Here is a 20,921-nt window from a genome sequence, read left to right on the forward strand (position 1 = left end):
TGAGAGTGACAAAGTTAAATTATTACTAAATAGTTCCTTGCCTATTTCTTAGTATACATACCTTTTTTGTTCTTTTTTGCTAATGACATGGCAGTGACAACACGTTTTTCGTACTTGTAATTGCCATAATCATAGAAACCCTCAACTAAACCTGCTTTAGTTATTTCTTCTTGGTGCAGTTTATTATCAACAAATACCCAGGCAAGAAGGCGATTATATTTATCATATAGTGATTTGCCATCTGTTTCTAATACGATTTTCTTACCTTTCTTTAGAAAATTACATGTATATTGACTAGCTTCTTTGCCAAATGGTTCAATTTGTGTAGTACTTTCAGGTGTATCAATATATAGGAAACGAGTTTTATATATTTTTCCATTTACTTTAAAATTAGCGGTATCGCCATCCGTACATTTATCTAATGTAGCAACGTACTGTTTTCCTAATTGCAGTTTTCCTGTTGTAGGAATAGACTTTGCAGCTGGTTTTGCCGTTGTTACTTTAGGGGTTGTAGCATTGGATTTAGGGAAAGTAAATCCTTCTAAATCAATAGTATTTGGACTAAGATTTTCAGCACACTGATTATTACTATTGTTCTTTTTTATTAGATCGATTAATTCTTGAATACTTTTAGCAGACTTTGCAAGAGTTGTCGGCTCATGTAATAGATATGTACAATCTGCTCTCTTAAAATGTCCTCCAAGTTCATCTTTTGCTCCTGGATGGGCAATTGATTGGATTGGTATAAATGCTACTAGAAGCATTACAACCAAGGTGCTTATGTAAAACTGTTTCTTCAAAACATAATCCCCCTTTATACTATTTGCATGTTGATTATACCACAAATTGTAAAAGGGTAGATTTCAGTTACCTTCCAAAAATTTGATAAGAAAAAAAGAGCCTGCTTCCGATAAGAAAGCAGACCTATTCAAGTTTGTTTAATTAGATTCGTTTGCCAAATCCATATAAGGCATCCACCGCCAATTTAAGCTAATATAAAAATCCGTACTGCTTACACAATCAGCTCAAACCATTCTTTCTTACAGCTAAATTATTTCTATCAACTGCATATGGCGGTTGTTCCATCCAGCCTCTTTCAATAAAAATTTTCGCTGCTTCTTCAACAAATTGCGAGATTTTTAATAACGATTTGGAATACATCAACCCAATATCATGCCTTCCGTTAACAGCAGTTGAATTTCCAAATGCTCTCATTTTCATTGAGAACATATCCATTTTATGAAATAACATTAACTTATCTGAAAAGGGTGAAAAAGTTGATGTCGTCACCAAATCATCCACAAAAGAAGGAGAAGGTAGATTTTCATCATGCAGCTTTTTCATATATAGTTCAACTTTTTTAGAGGTCGTATCCCTACCCCACTCAAACAATTTTCTAATCTTTTCATCCTTTACAACTTGTGCAAATGCCATAATGAGCGCCTTGCTTGTAACATTATTTTCAATATTATCGTAAAGGTGAGCAATTTCCAATGCATGTAAAGGGCGCACATGTCCCAAGAAACCATTTAAAAAGTCCTGATGAACAAACTCCACCTTTTCAGGTATTGGAATTAAAGGAGGTTTTATAATATATCCCTTATACATTAATATTTCAATGATTTGCTCCATTAAGTCCATTGTGGCATCCATACAATACCGAAAGAATTCTTTAACATCCTGTCTAATCATAAGTGGTACTGCAACGTTATAGATACTCATTCCTGCTTTTGCAACATATTTCAAATAATGGACATAAAATTGATCTTGAAATAAACGAGGAGCTCCAAGGTTTACGTCTTCGTCTCCAAAACCTATAGGAATAGGAAAGTTTTCCTTTTGAAATATACCTCTAGTTGTATTCAAAAAATCCGTGCTTAATTTTAATGCATTTTCTAATAAAATTTTTATATCCTTATCTTCAACATGTTGTAGATAGTAACTTAATATGCATGTTGACATGCTGTTTCCCATGTAGGTAGCCCATAGTTTACCCAATTCTGCTGAAGTTAATTGTTCACTAGTCTCTTCTCTGTATGAACCTAATTTAATCGGCTTAATCGTTTTCATGGTTACTCCCTTCTTACAAGCTTTAGGATAGTATTCCCGTCATAAGAAAACATACTCGATAGTTAAGCTAATCAAAAACTTGATAAGGAGGTTTCTACCATTTAATGGGTTCCGATGTGACTATTGATATTCAAGATCTCTTTGTTACTATTTAATAAAAATTGTGAAAAAAGCAACACACTAAATATAGAGTGAAGCAGCCTTTCTTTAAATGAGCCGTGATACACACTTCACATGTGCAAAGTGTGTATGGCAACACAAGAGTGCTGGTGGGCGAATTACATTCTTAAAACCTTTTTCTTTTACGAAAACAGACTTATTAAAACAAAACTGTCAGCTGTAAAGGAACTTGAAACTGAAAAAAATAAGTACACATGAGTTGATGAGATTCATTTTTACTCTAACTTTTTTGAGAATTACATCATTTCACTGTCTTTCGACCCATCAACATTCTTTTCAAAGTTATCAAGCAATGCACGCACTTCATCTGTTGATTTCGTGTTCATCAATTGATTTCTTAATTCACCTGCTCCACGGAATCCTTTGACATAAATTTTGAAAAAGCGATGAAGCCCTGTGATGGAACGTGGCAGTGCCTCCGCATAGTGATCTTGAAGATCGAGCTGCAATCTTAACAGATCAAGGTATTCTTTACTGCTATGCTCTTTTGGTTCTTTTTCAAAAGCAAAAGGATTTTTAAAAATACCTCGTCCAATCATAACGCCATCAATACCATATTGCTTTGCAAGCTTCAGCCCAGTTTGACGGTCAGGAATGTCTCCATTGATTGTTAGTAACGTATTGGGTGCGATGCGGTCACGTAATTCTTTGATTTCCGGAATTAGCTCCCAATGCGCATCTACTTGGCTCATTTCCTTTCTTGTACGTAAATGAATAGAAAGGTTCGCAATATCCTGTTTTAAAATATGCGTTAGCCACTCCTCCCATTCATTTACTTCCTTATAGCCAAGTCGTGTTTTCACGCTGACAGGCAATCCACCGGCTTTTGCTGCCTGAATAAGTTCTGCCGCAACGTCTGGACGCAGAATAAGGCCACTCCCTTTGCCTCTTGATGCCACATTCGGTACAGGGCAGCCCATATTAATATCGATGCCTCTAAATCCTAGCTCTGCCATGCCAATACTCATTTGACGGAAATATTCGGGATTATCCCCCCAAATATGTGCCACCATTGGCTGTTCATCTTCTGTAAAAAGCAAACGACCGCGCACACTTTTCATGCCCTCTGGATGACAAAAGCTATCCGAGTTTGTAAACTCTGTGAAAAATACATCCGGTCGACCAGCTTTACTTACTACGTGACGAAAAACAACATCTGTCACATCTTCCATTGGTGCAAGTACAAAAAATGGTCGTGGTAAATCACGCCAAAAATTATCTATCATTTCAAATCCAAATCCTCTCACTATATGATACAACTTCAAACTCTCGGTCAAAACAAATGTTACACTTCTTTACACTTATATCATGCTTAATAACGTATTATCAAACACAAGTATATTTGGACATTTATCATTTCTGAATGTAAATGAAAAGAAGCTCAATCATGATGCATGGATTAAGCTTCTTTTCAATCTAAGTCATATAGTACTACATTGTCAAAATTCGCCACACTATTCAACTCTGATCGATTTTGTTCTTCCCTTTTTTGATATACATCTAATAGCTCACCTACATCAACAAATCTTCCTGGCATTTCCAAGTATCTGAAGTAAGTGCGTATACTTTTCGTCTATTTGATTTTTCAAAAGTTCAAATCAATCTAGTTTGTGAAATAAGCGAAAAAAATCTTTTCTACAAATTCCTTTAGTTAGATTGACTGAACTCCAGTCCTCCTAGGACTAGACAAAACCCTCTAATTTGTTTTAAATCGACTAGAATATTCCTCTAACTCTTTCGCCATCGTAGAGAGTGATTCAGAAGAAGCCGCTATTTCTTCCATTAAGGCTACTTGTTCTTCTGTTGAAGAAAATGCTGTTTGAGTATCATTGGAATTTAATAATGCTACTTCTTCGATTTGTTTAATAGCATCTGTAAGGTTCGTACTATTAGAAATTTCCTCAGTGACCGCATAAACTTCACGAATCTGTTTGGTTACTTGATCCACGGAGTTTTTAATATGCTCAAATCTTTCTCCAACTGTATGAACTGTTTCTTTACCTTGCGTTACTTCTTTCGTACTTAAATCCATAAAGACAATCGCCTCTTGGATATCGGTTAAAATTAATCGAATGTAATCGGCTATTTTTTGGGATGATTCTGTAGATTGTTGGGATAGTTTTTTTACTTCATCTGCAACAACTGCAAATCCCTTTCCATGCTCGCCAGCTCTTGCTGCCTCAATGGAAGCATTCAAAGCTAACAGATTCGTTTCATTCGCAATATCTGTAATTACCTTAATGATCGATTCAATATCTTTGGATCTTTCACCTAGTAATGCTACGGTAGAAGCTAATTGTGTATTTCTTATATTGATTGAATCAATCTGTTCAACAGCTCTTTGGACATCTCGGCTTCCCTCAAAAGCAAGCAAAGAAGTACGATTTGATGCAGTAGTTACTTGTTCAGCACTACTTGTTACTGCATCCACGATATCAGAAAGATTTTGAAGAATCGCTTTACCTTTTTCAATACTTACTAGCTGCGTTTTAGATCCACTTGCCACTTCTTGTATCATTCTTGTTATTTGCTCAATCGCTTGGGAAGTACTTTCTGTACCATAGTTCAATTCCATTGCAGATTGTGATACCGTTTGAGATGAATTTCTAAGATAATGAATCATATCTTTCAAATTTTTAGTCATTGTATTAAAGGAATCGGTAAGAATGCCTATTTCATCATTCGATGTTTTTGATATTGATTGTGTTAAATCTCCTGAAGATACCTGTAACATTGCATTGGATAGATGTTTTATTGGTCCAGAAATCTTTCTTGCTATCAAACTTCCAATTGGAATAATAAGAAGAATCGAGCCAATAATTATCCCGATTATCCATAATGTGATTTGATTTATATTTCGTTCTATCTCCTTTTGAACTGGAGCGACACTCAAATACCAGCCATTCTCAAGCTTCGAATAACCTAATACTTTTTCATCTCCATTAAATTTATAATGAACTATGTCGTTTGGTTTCTTTTCCATTGCGGAAGCAATAATTTTTGTTTCACCGTTGTTTAAAGTTTTAAGATTATCCTTCATAGTAAAAGTGGGATGTACTAAAAATTGATACTTTGAATCTACTAAGAATGCATAACCAGAATCATAGATTTTAATCTTACTAACAGCCTTTTCAAAAAGATCGAACTTAATATCCATCCCAACTACCCCGATAGGTTCACCATTTTTCATTAGGGGCATCGAAAAGGTAATCATTTTAATATTTAAATCTGTATCAACGTATGGTTCACTCCAAATTCCTCTTTTTTCCTGCATAGGTTTAAAATACCATGCCATATCCGAATTATTTGGATCTTGAAAATCTTCTATTGAACCTAAATCTACTTGCTTTTCGAATTGGCCTACACCTTCGTCATCCAAATACCAAGATCCGTATAATCCATTGAAGCGTTCTGCATCAAGGTAAACATAGCTAGCCATAATCCCTTTTGTATTTTCACTAATATATTTTACTGATGAATCAATTTGAGATGAAAATACATCAAGATACTCCGGATTATTTATATTGTTTACATCAAAAGTACTTGAAGCAAGCAATTCTAGCCCTTTGACAGAACCCTCTGTTTCCTTCAATAATTTATTTAACCGTTCGCTATGACTTATAGCCATATACTGAATTTTATCCAAAGATTCCTTCCGAACTACTTCCTTACTTTTATATAAACTAACACCTCCAACAACCAGTGCCGTTATAATTGAAGTAAGACATATAGAAAGAATGATCTTAAAACCTATCTTGTTAAACATAGAACCCCCTATAATCTACTATAATTACCATAAATTATAGAATAAATTGCAAAATATGACAATATTCTTACTCTTCCGTGGTAATAGTTGCATGAAAAAGACCCAGATTTGGTAAAAAGATTTTTCATACGAAATCCGGTTGGGTTTAGCAAAAGCTTATTTTGTTAAATTGGTCAAAAAATATATGAATCTAGTTAGATATTTAATAATAGAAAAAATGATACATATAAAATTAATATGAACTCTCAACAATAACATTGTCTGGTAGTTTAAATGATATATTCCATGTTGAATAATGATCGAACGATACCCATTAAATTTGATTTTTGTTTCTTGGTTCAAACGATTGTGTCTAACAGCTCTACATCTACTTTTTCGGTATCCTCCCAAGAATGAAACTTTTCTAAATGCCATTTATTTTTTAGCCTTAAATGATTGTTCTCTTCAATCCATTTATGTAAATCATTATATGTATCCATTATTTTATAGTTAGGACCTTTATATCTTATAACAGCATATTTTTGAGGTGGTATTATAAGGGTTACCATATCAGTTGGAATATTTTCATACTCTTTTACTTCAACACAAACCCAATATCCATCCTCATTAGCATCTTCCGTTTCTACAACAAATGCTCCAAATTGTTGCAATGGATTAACAACATGTTTAATTTCACTAATTCGCTCACTTAATCGTAAGGATGCCTTAGGTATTTCAACTTTATATTGATCACCCGAACACAAGACTCGAAAACCTACTAGCTTTAATTCATCCAGCTCTCTAATAGTCTTATTTTGCATTATTATTTCTGACATTTTAATCCCTCTTCCATATCATTGATAATTAACAGTTTCTACATATTTAACGTTAATACCTTCTGTTAACGCTAAACTAATTTGATCATTATGTACGATTCTTTGGATCTCACTTTTCACAAGGTTGATACAAAAAAAGAGCCCATTTCCAACAAGAAACAGACTCTTTCAAGTTATTATAAAATTAGTTTCGCCACGCACTCAACGTGACTAAAGTACTTTTAAAAATCAAAACATAAAACGGCATCTCTGCAATCTGAATTAAAGGTATTGATGGGACTAGCGGGGGCGAACCGATGATCTCTTGCATGCTATACAAGCGATCTACAGCGTAAACCGATTTCATTATCCATAACAGATTGGATAAGAACTAATTTAAGCGATGAACCATTTCATATTTATTTCCGCAAGGATCTTCGAAATATACGGCGTAATAGGTTGGGCTAATTGGGAATAGCTGAGGGCCACTGTTTATATTCCCGCCATTTTCTTTTACTAGTTTAGCAATACGATCTACTTCTACCCGATCATTCGCCCAAAACCAATTAAATTCTCATTCGGATTATGGCCTGCATCCTCGGTAATAGCAAAATATGGGGCTATAGGAAGTTCTTCTTCAGTGGCAAACACCTTCCAATTTGCACTGTGAAAGGTACGAGTAAATCCCAATTCTGGAAGAATTTTTTCGTAAAAAGGCAGTACATTTTCCAGATTGGTCACTCGAAGATCAATATGGCTGAATTTATTCATATGTATTCGCCTCCTTAATATGATTAGCGGAATAACTTGTTTTTTCCCTCATTACGGTCAATACGTCTTCCCAATATAGCTTCATTTGTTCCCGTTTATCCGGCTGATCCAAGTTTTCTTGATGAAAACTGATGGTTGTTCTGTCAGATTTATCGGATATTAACCGGATTTGCAGAGTAGATGGTTTGTCCCATCCTTTCTTTTGCCACTTTAAGCGAATTTGTTTCAACGGTTTAACTACCCTGAATTGCCCTGTAATTCCCTCATTGGATTGAAAGTTGTCCCCGTCTTTGAATGTACGGAACGAAACAGTTCCAAGCCATAATTTCAAACCTTCAGGGGAAGTAAGAAACATCCATGCCTGTGTTGGCGAAATCGGCATCGTCCTCCGAACTCCTACTTGAAAACCAACAGATGCGGTTTGTCCAACCATACGAGCATTTTCATTTTTATTCATCCCTGCACCTCTCAAATCAAGTTTGTTAGTACTAACTAACATATTGAGCAAATAAGTTATGGAGTCAATGCCTTAACAAATAGCTCGATACTCGAACTCATAAAATTTTGCATCGTAACTTTAGTAACCGACGCACTAAACAGCTGTGACATGAAAGCACCGTAATTCATCCACATAAACGTGATCGCCTGGGTTTCTGAGTCCGTAGAAATCATTTTGTTCTTACTTTGCATCTTATCAAAATATTTCGTTAACAATTCCAAAAATTTACGTGGATGCTTTTCTGCCTTCTCGCGGATGCCAACCAATTCGTTGTCACTCAAGACGATAATAAACAATTTACGGTTACCCTGCATGATTTCATGGTACATTCGACAAATCGTAAACAGGTCCTCTTTCAAATCCCATTTGATGTTCTCTTTAAAAAGCTTTTCCATTTCAATTGAGTAATGATAACGATCAACGGCTTGCTCAAGCAGATTCTGCTTGCTTCCGAAATTGCGGAACAAGGTCATCTCGCTGACACCTGCTACTGCGGCGATTTCTTTAGTCGATACACCTTTGTATCCTTTTTCAGCCATTAAATCGATGGCCGTCAGCATCAATTTACTTTTATTGTCCAAGGTCTGTTTGTTCACCAAATATGCACCTTTCTCGGTATGGTTTATCCTTGATAGTTAGTGATCACTAACATTTAATTATATATTAAAGCCATTCTTTACGAAAGTCAATCTGTTCGAGATAAACCACATGTAACTTTAGATTAGGGGTAAAAAATGTGCGTATTAAACGCACAAAATTAAATCACGGTTTCGGTGACTGGGCTCTTCTAATCATTATTTTATATAAAAAGAAGAGCCATCGATAATTTCAATACCTTCCTTCGTTTTAACCTCTTCCATTAACCTAAATAGTGCTTCATCTTTCCTCTTAGCCTCAATCATACAGTCAATTTGCGAGATACTACCTTTAATAACATTTAAAAATTTGAAAAACATATCAATATCTACATAGTCAGAATGATGGCGAAATGCCTTGGCACTTTTAGGGCTTGAGATGTGCATTTTTATGGGAAGTTGGGAATGTCTCCATGTTTGCACAACCCGATTCCATTCCAGTCCCCAATCTGGATTTTGATGATGTGCAAGATGATGGTGATAATCGAACACAAGCGGAATATCTAGTTTTTCACATAAGTATAATGTATCCCCCAAGTTAAAAGAGGTGTCATCATTTTCAAGCATAATCATTTTTTGTATCTTTCTCGGGACACTCATCCAATTATCTACAAAACGTTCAAGCGATTTTTCGGTTTCCTTATAATTTCCACCCACATGCATAACGCAGCGATGTATTGGTTCAATTCCCATCCGCTTTAATAACAAATAATGCATCTGTAATGTTCTAAGTGAATTTTTCAGGATATCCTTTTTGGGGGAATTTATAAGGACGAAATGATCTGGATGAAAATCTACTCTCATTTTATTCTTATTGATAAATTCTCCTATCTCATTCAGTTGGCCTCTCAGTGGCTTTAAATAATTCCAATCGAGAAGCTCTTCATGATTTGCTAAAGGGATTAATCGTGAGGTCAAACGGTAAAAATGAATGTCATTTTCTTTGTTATGCTTTAGGATTCTAAACGTATGATGTAAATTTGATAGTGCAATTCGTTCCAATTTGCGGATGGCCGATTCCCTGTCAGCTATCTTTTGGAATTGAGTATATGTCATCGTTTGGGAAGGAGATGCATTTTTTAATTCCATGCTCATAGCAACATAGCCAAGTCGTACAATTGTCATTTTGTCCTCCTAATCAATTTCTTTAATCTAAGAAAACTTCGCCATTAAAAATTTATTTAGTGTTTTAACTACAAGTTACTTCCAATTTGAACAGATACTTTTTTATTATTAACGTAAAGACGGTTAATTTTTACAGTTTATTTATAATTATTAAAAGGGAAAATTAATGATAATAAATTAAAGGGAGTAGATCCAATGGGAAATTCAGCTATAAAAGATATGGTACTAAAAGTTATTTCTGATCATAAAACAGGGGTTCTTTCTTCAGTCGAAAATAATAAACCTCATTCCCGATATATGACGTTTTATAATGATGATTTAACATTATATACACCAACGAAAAGGAATACAGAGAAAATTGAAGAAATTAAAAAAAATCCTTTTGTATCTGTTTTAGTAGGTTACGAAAAACAAGGTCAAAACGATTCTTGTTGAAATTTCTGGAACATCCATTCTTAATGATTCTCCAAAATTAAAAAAACAATACTGGAACGAGTCATTCGAACAATGGTTTGAGGGCCCAGAAGATCCAAACTACGTTTTTCTTGAAATAAGACCTGAAACCATTCGGATTCTAAATCTAAATGGTGAACCACCACAAGAACTCAGTTTAGATAATTGAGAAACTTAAATGCTAACCGTTTGCACCGAGAACTCAATCGGTGCTTTTTATTTATCAAAAAAGCCCAGCTCCGTATGGAACTAAGCCAAATAAAAAATTATTGATTAACTATAGGATAAATGTTTCCAACTGCTTGGATATCTGCTTGAGGAGCAGGGCTTGGTTTATAACAACTCATTGTTAATTCACTTAGCTCATGGAACTCATGTCCTGCTAGTTGCATAATTTACCCTCCATTTAAAAGTTATCTTAGAAATGAGCCAATTAATCATCTGGCCTTTCTACCATTCCTTATAATTTTCATTACTTCTTAAAATATTCTCGTTTATATTTCAAGGCAAAATTGTTAATAAAATATTTACTTCATTTAATTTCCACTTTTCTTTTTATACAAGCAGGGAAGTCTATAGTTTATATAAAAATAAGGAGTGAAGGAAATGGGGTTAAAACAACAAAAAATTGATGTGACAGACAGAGTGACAGGTAAAATTAAAAATGGAGATTTGGAGTTATTCTTAGAAAACGAATTAATTGGTAAAGTAAAGCTTCCCTTAAATTTTCAATATGACTTAGAGCATCATTTTGAAGCGGAAAATCAAAAAATATATCAGCATATCACAGTTACAGACCAGCCAGATGCAAAATATACAGACTGCGATGATGGTGGTTGGTGTTAATCTTCATGGTTCTTTAAACCATAAATAATATACATATTTGTGATGGACCTTTCATATTTCTATGAACTAGGAAGGGCACATCTCTTTTTTTGTTATTGTCAAATGTTTAGGGAAATACAACTGAGTCGAATTACTCCAAGCGCCTTCAATGATTCTAATTAATGTATTGCTTCTTCTATGTTTTTATGGGCATCCTAATACCCTGAGACCAATTTTGTTATTCTAATTCCATTTCACCCTTTAGAAAGGGCTCAGGAATTTTTTCACTTGTATTTAAACAAGATGTAAGAAAAATAATATCTAAGAACATTTCATGTTAATGTTCGAAGTTAATGATGTTCCTGGAGGTTACAAATATGAGTATCAGGGAAGGGTTAATTCCTACAGTATTAGGCACAGCTGTAACTGCGACAGGGTATGCACTTAAGCAAAAACGTGGCACCAATAAGATGATAGCCAATACCATATTTGGCTTTGGGTTAGCTCACATTGTCTTAGGCACAATAGATCTTATTGAGCATCGCCGTTAAACAGTAAATGTTTCATTAGTTGATCTTATAAAAGGAGTGAGTTTTTCTGCAAACATACAATCCTTCAGAAACCTCATTATATCAATATAAAGAGGGCCTTGGCACATTCACGAAAAAGATGCCCAAACTGGCAAGTGCCTTTAACGAATTCTCCCAGATTTGTTTTGAAGAAGGTCAGCTAAGCAAAAAAGAAAAGCAATTAATTGCACTCGGAATTAGTATTCACGCTCAAGATGAATATTGCATAATCTATCATCTAAAAGGTTGCCTAGACCAAGGATGTTCAGAGGAAGAAATTTTTGAAGCAGTAGGTGTTTCAGCAGCATTCGGCGGCGGTGCAGTGATGAGTCAGGCAGTTACGTTGGTACAGCAAGCTATGGATGATTTAAATCATATTCAGCAATAAGTATAGATGAAGATATCCAGTAAATTGATTTCTGGATATCTTTTTCTTTAGAGGGGGAAATCTAATCCAAAAAACGTTACCAACTTATTTTCCTCTTCGACTTACTGCTAGTAGACTAAAATTACCATTAATGGGGAACCTAAACAAAAATAATGTAGAGGGGAATTCTAATGGACACAGTAAATCCAATGGACATAATGAAACCAATTAATTTAAGTACAAAAGAATTAGATGAGTTGCAACCATTATCGTCTATTGAAATGGCCAAACTTTGGGCTACCTATATGGGGAATAGTATGTCCACCCAAATTTTGACCTATTTTCTACAACATTGTGAGGATGGATATATTAAGACAATAGTGGAAAATTCTTTAATTTTATCGAAGGATTTTATGCAAAGGGTAGAAGCAATTTTTAAAAAAGACAATTTTCCTATACCGGCTGGTTTCACTCAAAATGATGTAAATTTAGGAGCTCCTCGGTTATACGAAGATGAATTTTACCCACAATATATCAAATATGCCGCTAAGGCAGGCCTTAGCTTATATGCAATTGCAATGCCGTTAGTAATGCGGGAGGATATAAGGGAATTTTTCGTTTATGCTAATCAATGCACCACAATCCTATTAGGACAAATTAATAATGTTTTATTTGAGGGGAAGTATATTTCAAAGCCTCCAATTATCCCCATTCCTGAAAGGCCAGATTTTATTAATAAACAGAGCTATTTAAATGGTTGGTTTGGAGATGTTCGACCGTTACATGCTATGGAAATTACTCATCTTTACGATAACATTGAGAACAACAGAACTAGTAAAGCATTACTATTAGGCTTTTATCAGACAGTTAAGGACGAAAAAATAAAAGCATTATTTAAACGAGGTTTAGACATGTCTGATAAAGCTGTAAATCAACTTGTTGAAAAGCTACATAAAGAAAACTTACCATCACCGTCATTCATTGACCATTTGGTTACAACGTCTACTTATCCTCCCTTTTCTGATAAAATAATGTTATTTCATAAAGTGGACATGTTCTGCATGAAGATAAGGTCATTTGGTAACTCATTAGCGGTAAATGGAAGAAGAGATGTGAGTGCATTGTATTTGAGAACAATGACTAATGTTGGCTTATTTGTTGATGATGGTGCAAATATCTTAATTGATAAAGGTTGGATGGAAACCCCGCCATTGGCTCCCGATAGAGAGTAATATGAAATCGAGGGATCTACTCTATCACTACATAAATAATGCAAGATAGATTCATCCTAGTGTAAAAACTTGAAAAAAAAGCAGCAGGAATCCCCTATTTGGGACCTGTTGCTTCTTTTAAAACTATTTGCGAGACGCACTCGACGTGACTTGTATGAGGAAACATATCCACCGGCTGAATATACTCAACTTTATAACTCTTACTTAAGGTTTGAATATCCTTCGCCAATGTCGATGGGTTACAAGATACATATACCACTTTCTTAGGCTTCACTTGTAAAAGTGTTTGCAGCAGCTGCCCATCAAGTCCCGTTCTTGGCGGGTCCACGACGAGGACGTCTGGGTGCCAGCCTTTTTTAGCCCATTTTGGAATGATTTCTTCTGCCTTACCTGGGACGTATTTCGTGTGGGTGAATCCGTGTCGTTTGGCATTTTTCTTTGCGTCTTCGATGGATTCGGGGATGATGTCCATTCCACGGACTTCTCCTGCTTGGTCGGCGAGCCATAGCCCGATTGTCCCCACTCCGCAATAAGCATCGATCACTTTTTCTGTACCTGTTAAAGCTGCTGCCTTTTTCACTTCATTGTATAGCTTGACGGTTTGTTGTGGATTAAGTTGGAAAAAGGTTCTTGCTGATAATTCAAAGTGCAAATCCCCTAATGTATCTTGGATAAATTCCTCACCTGCTAGAGCAAATGTTTCTTCACCGAAGATGAGCGATGTTCGTTGTTCGTTAATGTTTTGTACGATCGATGTAACGTTTGGAAGCTTCTTCTGAATTTCTTCAATGATTTGATCCTTTTTCGGCAAATCTCTTTGGCTTGTGATTAACACGATTTGGAGTTGGTTTGTTTGAACTCCTACTCTTGTCACAATGGTTTTAACAATTCCTTTTCGCGTTTTTTCATTATAAATAGGAATTTTTAAGTCTTCTAAAATTTTCTTGACGGTATTCGTTGCGTGTGAAGTGTCCGGGTGCTGGACCGCACATTGGTCAATATTGATGAGTTCGTGCGAATTTAAGCCATATAATCCAGCTAATACTTTGCCGTCTCTTTGTCCGACTTGGAATTGGTTTTTGTTTCGATAACTCCAAGGTTCTTCCATACCGATTGTTTCATTAATCTTTAATTGATTGATATCTAGGTTCGTGTGGCGTTCAAGTGCTTGAATGATAATATCTCTTTTTTCTTTTAACTGCTGCGGGTAGACTAGATGTTGGAGTTGGCAGCCGCCGCATTTTTCGTAGACAGGGCAAAGCGGTTGAACTCGGTGCTCTGACTTTTTACGAATTTTTTTAATTGTGGCTTCAGCGAATTTCGGGTGTATTTTCGTTGCTTCAACAACGACTTCTTCTCCTGGTAATGCGCCTGGTACGAAAACGACGGTTCTTTTAAAATATCCGACACCTTCCCCATTAATTCCTAACCGTTTAATCGTTAACGGGAAGGTTTGATTTAATTCAAGTTTGACAGATTGTTCTGTTTTCATTTGTTCATCTCCATATTTCCTTTGGCATGAGGCACCAACCGGTTTTTTCCACCGGGAATCTATTCAATGCTTCTCCATAAATAGAGAGATGCATAACTTAAGTAAGGCTCCCACGGTGTTTTATATTGTTCTATTTCTTCTATTGTTGGCTTGCGATCGAGCTTGTAATGCTTTTTTAAGGCATTTTGAATTCCAATGTCGGCGATTGGAAATAAATTTAGTTTACCATAACCGAACATCATTAAATTTTGAATCGTCCAAGGACCGACGCCTTTTAATTTGATTAATTTCGCGAAAATTTCTTCCTCTGATAATTCTTTAATTGTCTCTAGATTGATTTCGCCGCTGATAATTGCTTGGCTAACCCCAATCGCATACTCTGCTTTGCGGCCGCTAAATTGTAGGGTTCTCAACTCTTCCACTGTCAGCGAAGCTGTTTTTTCAGGCTGAGGATAGAACCAAACACCATCCTTTTCAAAACCATATGTTTGCACAAATCGTTCGGTTAGCTTATGTGCAAAGGCTAGGTTAAGCTGCTGATGGATGATGCATTTCAACAAACAGTTGTATGGATCAAAGTCGAGAACGAGCGGTGTTCCATAATGGGTGTCGAATATTTCTTTCAGGTCGGTTTGACTAAAGTGGTGATGGATATCTAGTAAAGGTATACCCCACTGCAAGATTTTAGAAACCTTTTCGATTGTTTTTTGTGGTTCGATTGTGCTCGATAGCTGAAACTTAGGGTTGTCCACTGTCCCAATACTATGAATTTCAACTACTACTGGCTCTTCAGCAATCCATAAAGGCATTTTTAATATTTTGTTTTTCAGATCCACTGCTTGGAGCGGATCAAGGGATAGTCTTTCCAACACTCGGTCAAAATCATAGGGTCCTTTTATTTGGATAGTCTCCTGCCACACTCGTTTGTCCACCTTTACTTATTTTCCCGTATTATAGCATGATTTTAAAAAGGAAACTTGAATTTCCGTTTATGCCATTCTTTGAAAAACTAGTTTGTAAAAATGAAGAATGAGTGGGAATTTGTCCTTTACTTCTTATCTTGCTTGTTCATATAAATATGGAAAAGCCATACGATAAGGATGTGTTATTTTTGAAAAACAGAAATCATGATAACCGACAAAATCGTTGTATTTTTCCTAATTATCGATGGTGCGGACCTAGTTGTAGTGGGCCTGGACGACCGATAAATGATGTTGATGCTTGTTGCCGACGACATGATCTTTGTTACGACCAAAGGAAATCATCATGCCGTTGTGATTCCGAGTTCCTGGACTGTCTGCGTCCGAAAGTAAATGTCCAAACAAAAAAAGGAAGAGAAGCTGCTCTTATGTATCATGCAATAAAATTGAAGTCTTGGTTTATGTGTAATTGATTTTAATTAATGGTAAAAGCCTGAAAATCCGGGGATTATCAGGCTTTGTATTTAGTATAACATGTCTTCCTTTAATGTATCACTTAGCACAAAGTCATCTAGACTTTTAAATTGGTATCCCTGTTTTTTTAGGTCTTGTATGACTTTTTCTAAGGCGTCGGCGTTATCCTTTGAGACAGTATGGAGGAGCATAACTGCTCCAGGATGAGCCTGGCTCATAATTTTATCATAGGAATATTGCCAGCCTTTTTGTTGGTCCGTATTCCAATCGACGAAGGCAAGTGACCAGAAGACATGGGTATATCCAGCTTTTTTTGCAAGGTCTAATGTTCTTTCGCTAAAGATCCCACGAGGCGGACGAAGATAGACCATGTTTTTTTGTCCAGTTAAGATAGCTGTCTCTTCTCTAACTTTCTCTAGCTCTTCCTTTAGCTTTTCATCACTAACCTTGGTTAAATCGGGATGACTCCATGAATGATTGCCAACAATATGACCTTCTTCTACCATTCTTTCGACTAAGTCAGATGCACTTTCTAAATAATGCCCTGTCACGAAAAAGGTAGCTGGAACTTTTTCTTTTTTTAGGACATCTAAAATTTTTTCAGTATAACCGTTTTCATAGCCGTTATCAAAAGTTAAATAGAGGTACTTCTTATTTGGGTCACCTTTGTAAAAAGCGCTATGCTTCTCGAGGATTTTTTCGAATGCTTTACCGGCATCCGCTTGCTTACCATCTCTCCCCTTTTTAAATCCCCAATGAATAGGCGCATTGGAGTATTCTGCATAGGCTGTGCTAGTAACTAAAAAAAGAATCCCTAGCAGGACGAACATTCTTTTTAACAATTCAAACTCCCCCTCATTTTTTGTTTATTATTTGTAAAAATGAGAGGGAGCATGCATTTTTTGATCTAATCAAACGTTTGATTAGAGATAGAGAAAATTCAAACAAACGTTTGATTGAATGGGGTTCGGCCTTACCCCCGCTAAGTAAAATGGAAGGTGCTTGCTTTAGATGGGAGTTTTTCCTTTAGAAGCTTTATTAAAGATATTTCGATTGCCTTGCAACCCGAGTTTTGTCCTTAAGAGCCACTATTAAGACATTTCCCCCACTACCAAGAAGATTTTTATCATTAAGAGCCTTTAATTTAATAAAGGTTTATTAATCCTTTACACAAAAGAGAAACACACTGCGAAATCAGATGCGAAATCGAGTGTGTTTCCCTTTTGTGTAATTTCTATTTAGTTAAAAACCTTTTCTTTAAACTGCGCTAATTTTTCTAAAGAAGATTGGTCTACATCGGCATGTAGGCTGTTTCCGTGAGAGTCCATTGTGACAACTGCAGTAAAGCCTTCTACCTTTAAATGCCACATAGCTTCTGGGATACCAAATTGCATGAGGTCGACACCTTCTACTGATTTAATGCAGTCGGCATAATACTGAGCAGCCCCACCGATAGCGTTTAAGTAAACTCCACCATGGTCTTTTAGAGCTGCTAATGTTTTTGGACCCATTCCACCTTTACCGATGACCGCACGGATACCGAAGCGTTTCATGATATCACCCTGATAAGGCTCCTCACGAATACTTGTTGTCGGGCCAGCTGCTTTTACATGCCACTTACCTTCTTCATCCTTTAACATAACCGGACCACAGTGGTAAATGACTTGTCCATTTAGGTCAACTGGCGAATCATTGTCAGACAAGTATTTATGAATCGCATCACGGCCTGTGTACATCATTCCGTTAATTTGAACGACGTCTCCGACCTTTAGCTCACGAATTTGCTCTTCTGTGATTGGAGCTTGTAAAGTAACGATCTTTTGCTCTGATTCTGTTGTTTCTTCTACTTCTTTTGAAAAATCAATGTTTTCACCTTCTTGGTACATCCACTCATTGATTTCGCCTGTTTCAGGATTGATCGCCACACCTAAACGGCGGTATGCCCAACAATTGTAGGCAACTGAAACGAAGAAGCTAGCTGGAATACGGTTGATGACACCTACTTTACAGCCTAAAAGGGTTGTCTCACCGCCGAAGCCCATCGTTCCGATACCAAGCTTATTCGCATTTTCCATTACATATTCTTCAAGTTTTTTAAGGTCTTCGATTGGGTTCTCATCATCAACGGAGCGGAATAGTTGTTCCTTCGCCAACTCATAACCAGATGTACGATCTCCACCGATTCCTACGCCAATAAATCCTGCGCTACAGCCTTGTCCTTGTGCTTGGTATACGGAGTGCATAATACATTTACGAATTCCGTCCAAATCACGGCCCGCACGACCAAGTCCTTCAAGTTCGCATGGTAAGCTATATTGAATATTTTTATTTTCACAACCGCCGCCTTTTAAAATAAGTCTAGCGTCGATATAATCTTTTTCCCATTGTTCAAATTTAATCACAGGTGTTCCTAAGCCAAGATTGTCTCCACTATTGTCTCCAGTTAACGAATCAACAGAATTCGGGCGAAGCTTTCCATCTTTCGTCGCTTGAGCGATTGCTTCATAGATGGCTTTCTTAATATGGATCTGATTCACACCAACAGGTGTTTTAATCTTGAAAGTCGGCAACCCTGTATCTTGGCAAATTGGTGAGACTTGCTCATCTGCCATCGTAATATTATTGGTGATTGTTGCTAAACTCATCGCCGCTCTTGTACCAGCATTTTCTTTCTCTTTTGCAGCTTTGATGGCACGACGAACATCCCTCGGTAGCTTCGTAGACGTCTCAACAATCAGCTTGTACATACTGTCTTGAAATTTCTCCATAACCATATTCCCCTTCCCGTAACTCCCCTATAAAAAACAACTCTATCTATTAATTTCACAATGTATATTATACTCCTAACCGAAAAGTATGAAAAGTAAAGAAAACCTTTTAGCGCTTTAAAGGATCGGGGGACTGTCCCCCGGCGCTTTAAAGCACTAAAAAGAGCCACTGATGAAGTGGCTCTTAGCTTTCTCTGTTATTGAATTCTTTGCATTTTGATTCTAGGTCGTCGATCATGCCGATGAGACGATCAATATCTTCTAAATCAACCTCTTCTGGGTCGATAGTGTCTAAGACTTCAGAAAACATATTCAATCGTTGTTTTAAGAATTGTACTTGTGAGCCTTTTTCTTGAATTGGATTACCCATGGTGTTCTCCCCTTTCTCTTTCGTACTCATACTACTGAAAAAAGAGCTGTTCTGCAATAAAGAAAATCCAAACTTTCCTACTAAGCCTATTTCCACAGCTGGAAGTATATAAGTCTTCCTCTATTTCAAACCGATATAAATATGAACAATCGCGTTCTCCATATCACTATTTTGATATTCCTCAAAATCACAGACAAATGTCCGTTCTAAATTCATACTCCATAAACTCTGCCAAAACTCAGACACAGCCTTCTGAACATGTCCTTCTACTATAAATTTGGCATATTTCCCTGCAGGCAGTTCTTTTATAACTGTTTCTACTGGCAAAGTATCTGCAAATTCCACTTCACAGGCGACAGTTACATTATAATCATCTTGCTCGTTTCCTGCATAGTCAGAATAAATCCCTAAAACTTTATCCGTTTTCTTATTCTGAATCTTGGTATTTATACCGTTCCGATAAAACTGTCCCCATAGATTTCCGATTACATTTCCCAAGTTAGGATCAAGATTATTCGTTCTCGCTGTCAGTCCAATGGCCATTTTCGCTTCTAATTCTACAATAATATAATTCATAAATGCTTACCTACTTTCTCTATGATAAGCAAATCATAGCAAGCCAAACATGACAACTGTCTGTCATCATTCAACATATTTCCGATACATTTCTTTAGTTAATTCACTTAATTCGGCACGCAGTTCCTTTGGTTCTAACAGCTCCACTTGATTTCCAAAACTTAATAGCCAACTGAAAAGATTTTCTTTATCAGTAAATCCATATTCGAATAATAACTGCCCATCGGTTTGTTCAGTAAAGCTTTCCATTCCAAATTCCTCTATGACCCGCCATTTCATCTGTGGCTTAAAAACAGCAACAACATCTATTTGGTGCGGAAATATTTTACCAGATGTGATCTCATAAGGAGGCAAATCCCTTGGCGTAAATTCCTCTCTTACATTTTCAAGATCAATCATACGGTTCAGTTTGAATAAACGATAATCAGAACGATTCAAACAATATCCCCACACATACCACGATGACCATTGAAAAACCAACAGATACGGTTCGATTCTTCTTTCACCATTTCCATTTGGAGAATGATATTGAAAGCATATCAACTCGTATCTATCTATGGCATTTTGTATTTGTTCAATTTTTGGTGCTAGCGAACTTTTATACCGTGAGGAAAGGTCAATTAGAATATGATTATTAGAAGTAAGGACGGATGAATGACTAACTGAGAGCTTATCCATAAGCTGTTGGTACTTATTTGTACCAGAAACACTATCTAAACTCCGAAGTCCCGTCAAAATCGCATTCATTTCTGATGAGGTAAGAACCGTACGATCAAACGTATATCCCTCCATAATCGAAATGCCACCATTTTGCCCTTGTGTAGTAACAAGAGGAATTCCAGCTTTACAAATATCTTCAATATCACGATTTATCGTTCTTCTCGAAACTTCAAATTTTGCAGCAAGAAAAGGAGCCGTTACCTTTTCTTGCTGCAGTAGAATAGACAATATTCCTATAAGTCTGTCAATTTTCATTGTGAAAAACTTCCTTCAATACATTCCGATGATGATTTGAAGTTTGGATGACCCTCATTT

At 36.3% G+C, this 20,921-nt stretch carries 24 protein-coding genes and 1 pseudogene; 6 read left to right on the forward strand and 19 right to left on the reverse strand.

Going from position 1 to position 20,921, the window contains the following annotated elements; translation table 11 throughout:
- Positions 1-41: 41 nt before the first annotated feature.
- From ACFSO7_RS13845 to uvsE, 11 genes and pseudogenes are all read right to left on the reverse strand, one after another.
- Positions 42-800 carry a thermonuclease family protein gene (locus ACFSO7_RS13845; RefSeq protein ID WP_377877917.1) on the reverse strand — a complete coding sequence of 253 codons (759 nt, stop codon included), beginning with the start codon at positions 798-800 and terminating at the stop codon, positions 42-44.
- Between the two features lie 220 nt (positions 801-1,020).
- A complete protein-coding gene (locus tag ACFSO7_RS13850) occupies positions 1,021-2,070 on the reverse strand; it encodes a DUF3231 family protein (protein ID WP_377877918.1) in 1,050 nt (349 codons plus the stop codon).
- 416 nt (positions 2,071-2,486) lie between these two features.
- Positions 2,487-3,476, reverse strand: coding sequence for a tRNA dihydrouridine synthase (locus tag ACFSO7_RS13855; protein WP_377877919.1), 990 nt, complete (start codon positions 3,474-3,476; stop codon positions 2,487-2,489).
- A 470-nt stretch (positions 3,477-3,946) separates the two neighbouring features.
- Complete coding sequence (locus ACFSO7_RS13860; protein WP_377878013.1) at positions 3,947-4,894, reverse strand: methyl-accepting chemotaxis protein; 948 nt, start codon at positions 4,892-4,894, stop codon at positions 3,947-3,949.
- Positions 4,889-6,016 (reverse strand): annotated as a pseudogene (locus ACFSO7_RS13865) (cache domain-containing protein); the annotation flags it as partial. The pseudogene ACFSO7_RS13865 and the gene ACFSO7_RS13860, both read right to left, overlap by 6 nt.
- Before the next feature lie 338 nt (positions 6,017-6,354).
- Complete coding sequence (locus ACFSO7_RS13870; protein ID WP_377877920.1) at positions 6,355-6,831, reverse strand: GyrI-like domain-containing protein; 477 nt, start codon at positions 6,829-6,831, stop codon at positions 6,355-6,357.
- Between the two features lie 370 nt (positions 6,832-7,201).
- Complete coding sequence (locus ACFSO7_RS13875) at positions 7,202-7,339, reverse strand: VOC family protein (protein ID WP_377878014.1); 138 nt, start codon at positions 7,337-7,339, stop codon at positions 7,202-7,204.
- A gap of 11 nt (positions 7,340-7,350) precedes the next feature.
- Positions 7,351-7,581 (reverse strand): VOC family protein, encoded by a 231-nt coding sequence (locus ACFSO7_RS13880; RefSeq protein ID WP_377877921.1) that lies wholly within the window; start codon positions 7,579-7,581, stop codon positions 7,351-7,353.
- Positions 7,574-8,038 carry an SRPBCC family protein gene (locus ACFSO7_RS13885; protein ID WP_377877922.1) on the reverse strand — a complete coding sequence of 155 codons (465 nt, stop codon included), beginning with the start codon at positions 8,036-8,038 and terminating at the stop codon, positions 7,574-7,576. Before ACFSO7_RS13885 ends, ACFSO7_RS13880 begins: the two co-directional genes overlap by 8 nt.
- Before the next feature lie 56 nt (positions 8,039-8,094).
- Positions 8,095-8,640, reverse strand: coding sequence for a TetR/AcrR family transcriptional regulator (locus ACFSO7_RS13890; RefSeq protein ID WP_377877923.1), 546 nt, complete (start codon positions 8,638-8,640; stop codon positions 8,095-8,097).
- Between the two features lie 234 nt (positions 8,641-8,874).
- A complete protein-coding gene (gene uvsE, locus ACFSO7_RS13895) occupies positions 8,875-9,840 on the reverse strand; it encodes a UV DNA damage repair endonuclease UvsE (RefSeq protein WP_377877924.1) in 966 nt (321 codons plus the stop codon).
- Positions 9,841-10,035: 195 nt separating this feature from the next.
- On the opposite strand from uvsE, the gene ACFSO7_RS13900 reads away from it, so the two are divergent.
- Positions 10,036-10,275, forward strand: coding sequence for a pyridoxamine 5'-phosphate oxidase family protein (locus ACFSO7_RS13900; protein WP_377877925.1), 240 nt, complete (start codon positions 10,036-10,038; stop codon positions 10,273-10,275).
- Between the two features lie 284 nt (positions 10,276-10,559).
- On the opposite strand, the gene ACFSO7_RS13905 is transcribed toward ACFSO7_RS13900, so the two are convergent.
- Complete coding sequence (locus ACFSO7_RS13905; RefSeq protein ID WP_377877926.1) at positions 10,560-10,685, reverse strand: hypothetical protein; 126 nt, start codon at positions 10,683-10,685, stop codon at positions 10,560-10,562.
- A gap of 214 nt (positions 10,686-10,899) precedes the next feature.
- Here ACFSO7_RS13905 and ACFSO7_RS13910 point away from each other — a divergent pair, with 214 nt between their 5' ends.
- From ACFSO7_RS13910 to ACFSO7_RS13925, 4 genes are all read left to right on the forward strand, one after another.
- Positions 10,900-11,139, forward strand: a complete 240-nt coding sequence (locus tag ACFSO7_RS13910) for a YusG family protein (protein ID WP_377877927.1) — start codon at positions 10,900-10,902, stop codon at positions 11,137-11,139.
- A gap of 356 nt (positions 11,140-11,495) precedes the next feature.
- Positions 11,496-11,669 carry an asparagine synthase gene (locus tag ACFSO7_RS13915; protein ID WP_377877928.1) on the forward strand — a complete coding sequence of 58 codons (174 nt, stop codon included), beginning with the start codon at positions 11,496-11,498 and terminating at the stop codon, positions 11,667-11,669.
- 46 nt (positions 11,670-11,715) lie between these two features.
- Complete coding sequence (locus tag ACFSO7_RS13920; protein ID WP_377878015.1) at positions 11,716-12,075, forward strand: carboxymuconolactone decarboxylase family protein; 360 nt, start codon at positions 11,716-11,718, stop codon at positions 12,073-12,075.
- A gap of 170 nt (positions 12,076-12,245) precedes the next feature.
- A complete protein-coding gene (locus ACFSO7_RS13925; protein WP_377877929.1) occupies positions 12,246-13,286 on the forward strand; it encodes a DUF3231 family protein in 1,041 nt (346 codons plus the stop codon).
- 94 nt (positions 13,287-13,380) lie between these two features.
- On the opposite strand, the gene rlmD is transcribed toward ACFSO7_RS13925, so the two are convergent.
- Together rlmD and ACFSO7_RS13935 are read right to left on the reverse strand one after the other, a co-directional pair.
- Positions 13,381-14,778: a 23S rRNA (uracil(1939)-C(5))-methyltransferase RlmD gene (rlmD, locus tag ACFSO7_RS13930; RefSeq protein ID WP_377877930.1), complete on the reverse strand. Its 1,398-nt coding sequence runs from the start codon at positions 14,776-14,778 to the stop codon at positions 13,381-13,383.
- A gap of 59 nt (positions 14,779-14,837) precedes the next feature.
- Complete coding sequence (locus ACFSO7_RS13935; RefSeq protein ID WP_377877931.1) at positions 14,838-15,698, reverse strand: DNA-3-methyladenine glycosylase family protein; 861 nt, start codon at positions 15,696-15,698, stop codon at positions 14,838-14,840.
- 158 nt (positions 15,699-15,856) lie between these two features.
- On the opposite strand from ACFSO7_RS13935, the gene ACFSO7_RS13940 reads away from it, so the two are divergent.
- Positions 15,857-16,171 carry a phospholipase A2 family protein gene (locus ACFSO7_RS13940; RefSeq protein WP_377878016.1) on the forward strand — a complete coding sequence of 105 codons (315 nt, stop codon included), beginning with the start codon at positions 15,857-15,859 and terminating at the stop codon, positions 16,169-16,171.
- Between the two features lie 51 nt (positions 16,172-16,222).
- On the opposite strand, the gene pdaA is transcribed toward ACFSO7_RS13940, so the two are convergent.
- The 5 genes from pdaA to ACFSO7_RS13965 form a co-directional block, all read right to left on the reverse strand.
- A complete protein-coding gene (gene pdaA, locus ACFSO7_RS13945) occupies positions 16,223-17,002 on the reverse strand; it encodes a delta-lactam-biosynthetic de-N-acetylase (RefSeq protein ID WP_377878017.1) in 780 nt (259 codons plus the stop codon).
- Positions 17,003-17,410: 408 nt separating this feature from the next.
- Positions 17,411-18,946, reverse strand: coding sequence for a fumarate hydratase (locus ACFSO7_RS13950; protein WP_377877932.1), 1,536 nt, complete (start codon positions 18,944-18,946; stop codon positions 17,411-17,413).
- A gap of 178 nt (positions 18,947-19,124) precedes the next feature.
- Positions 19,125-19,310, reverse strand: coding sequence for an SE1561 family protein (locus ACFSO7_RS13955; RefSeq protein WP_377877933.1), 186 nt, complete (start codon positions 19,308-19,310; stop codon positions 19,125-19,127).
- 120 nt (positions 19,311-19,430) lie between these two features.
- Positions 19,431-19,886, reverse strand: coding sequence for a GyrI-like domain-containing protein (locus ACFSO7_RS13960; protein WP_377877934.1), 456 nt, complete (start codon positions 19,884-19,886; stop codon positions 19,431-19,433).
- 66 nt (positions 19,887-19,952) lie between these two features.
- Positions 19,953-20,861, reverse strand: a complete 909-nt coding sequence (locus ACFSO7_RS13965) for a helix-turn-helix transcriptional regulator (RefSeq protein ID WP_377877935.1) — start codon at positions 20,859-20,861, stop codon at positions 19,953-19,955.
- Between the last annotated feature and the right edge of the window lie 60 nt (positions 20,862-20,921).

The sequence above is a fragment of the Bacillus sp. CGMCC 1.16607 genome (assembly GCF_042683745.1).
In the GTDB taxonomy this organism is placed as follows: Bacteria; Bacillota; Bacilli; order Bacillales; family Cytobacillaceae; genus Pseudoneobacillus.